The organism is Symbiopectobacterium sp., assembly GCF_051710365.1.
In the GTDB taxonomy this organism is placed as follows: domain Bacteria; phylum Pseudomonadota; class Gammaproteobacteria; order Enterobacterales; family Enterobacteriaceae; genus Symbiopectobacterium.
In genome coordinates this window covers 1-1,235 of the sequence record NZ_JBPETA010000366.1, presented here as the reverse complement: position 1 = coordinate 1,235, position 1,235 = coordinate 1, and the positions used below count along the sequence as shown (strand labels likewise).

Sequence of the window (1,235 nt, the reverse complement as noted above, 5' to 3'; positions counted from 1 at the left end):
GGATTGTTAGTATGAATCATGAGAGTTACCTCGTGTTTTGTATAAGGATTGGACACCCATATCAAAACCGGTAACTCTCAACCTTGCAAGGTCCAGTGTCAGATCAAGTCGCGACTAATACAAATTAGGCAACCCGAGGCACGCTATCAGGTCAAGTTCCGTCTCAATCCAGTCGATGTGCCCTTCTTCATCGGCCAGGATTTCAATCAGCAAATCGCGGCTGACATAATCACGCACCGAATCCATATACGCGATCCCCTCGCGCAAATCCTTGGCGCCATCCAACTCCAGTTTCAGGTCAGAACGCAGTATCTCTTCAACATCCTCGCCAATATTGAGCTTGCCGAGATCTTGCAGGTTGGGAACCCCTTCAAGAAACAGGATACGCTCGATATAACGGTCGGCATGTTTTATTTCATCGATGGATTCGTGGTATTCGTGCTGGTCAAGACGGGTCAGTCCCCAGTTTTTAAACATACGGGCATGCAAAAAGTACTGGTTAATCGCAACCATTTCATTACCCAGCAACTTATTTAGATGTGCTATGACTTTTTTATCGCCTTTCATGACATTGCTCCTTCGCTCCAGGTCTTAAAAGTGTAGAACTGGAGGGGGGAGAGTCAACGAAATCGCCTACATTTTATGCGGTTTCAATAAAAGCGGCAATTACGCAACGTCAGAGATGGGTGACAACATCGCCTGCTCTTCTTCCATAATCAGGCGAGCCTGGCGAATACACTTGCCGCAGTCACTGCCAATAGGCATTAACTGGCGCAACTGATTGAGCGAGCGGGGTTGATGCTGGCGAACGGCGTGCCGAATAACTTTATCGGAAATGGCATTACACAGGCAGACATACATACAGGATAACTCATTCTCTCAGTCGCGGACCCACACTCTCTTTCGTTGCTACCTTCCGCACGGCAGTCGAAAAAGTGACTATAAAACAGTCAATTAGAGTGTAAATAAGAATGGTTTCCATTTCAATTACAGTTTTGTCAACGCCATGAAAAAAGGACACCGAAGTGTCCTTTTTCTTACGCTATCGCTAGCGCACGGGTGTTACTCGCGTATTGGCGATTAAGCCATAACTTTAGCAACAACGCCCGCACCAACGGTACGGCCGCCTTCACGGATTGCGAAACGCAAGCCGTCGTCCATCGCGATCGGGTGGATCAGGGTAACAACCATTTTGATGTTGTCGCCCGGCATTACCATTTCAACGCCTTCCGGCA

General features: G+C 47.8%; 2 protein-coding genes and 1 pseudogene. All 3 read right to left on the bottom strand.

Features of this window, described 5'->3' with window-relative positions; translation table 11 throughout:
* Positions 1-114 precede the first annotated feature (114 nt).
* Positions 115-567, bottom strand: coding sequence for a bacterioferritin (gene bfr, locus ACTBDZ_RS17950; RefSeq protein WP_438816285.1), 453 nt, complete (start codon positions 565-567; stop codon positions 115-117).
* Between the two features lie 99 nt (positions 568-666).
* Positions 667-861: a bacterioferritin-associated ferredoxin gene (gene bfd, locus ACTBDZ_RS17945; RefSeq protein ID WP_264626615.1), complete on the bottom strand. Its 195-nt coding sequence runs from the start codon at positions 859-861 to the stop codon at positions 667-669.
* A 219-nt stretch (positions 862-1,080) separates the two neighbouring features.
* Positions 1,081-1,235, bottom strand: a pseudogene (gene tuf, locus ACTBDZ_RS17940) (elongation factor Tu); the annotation flags it as partial.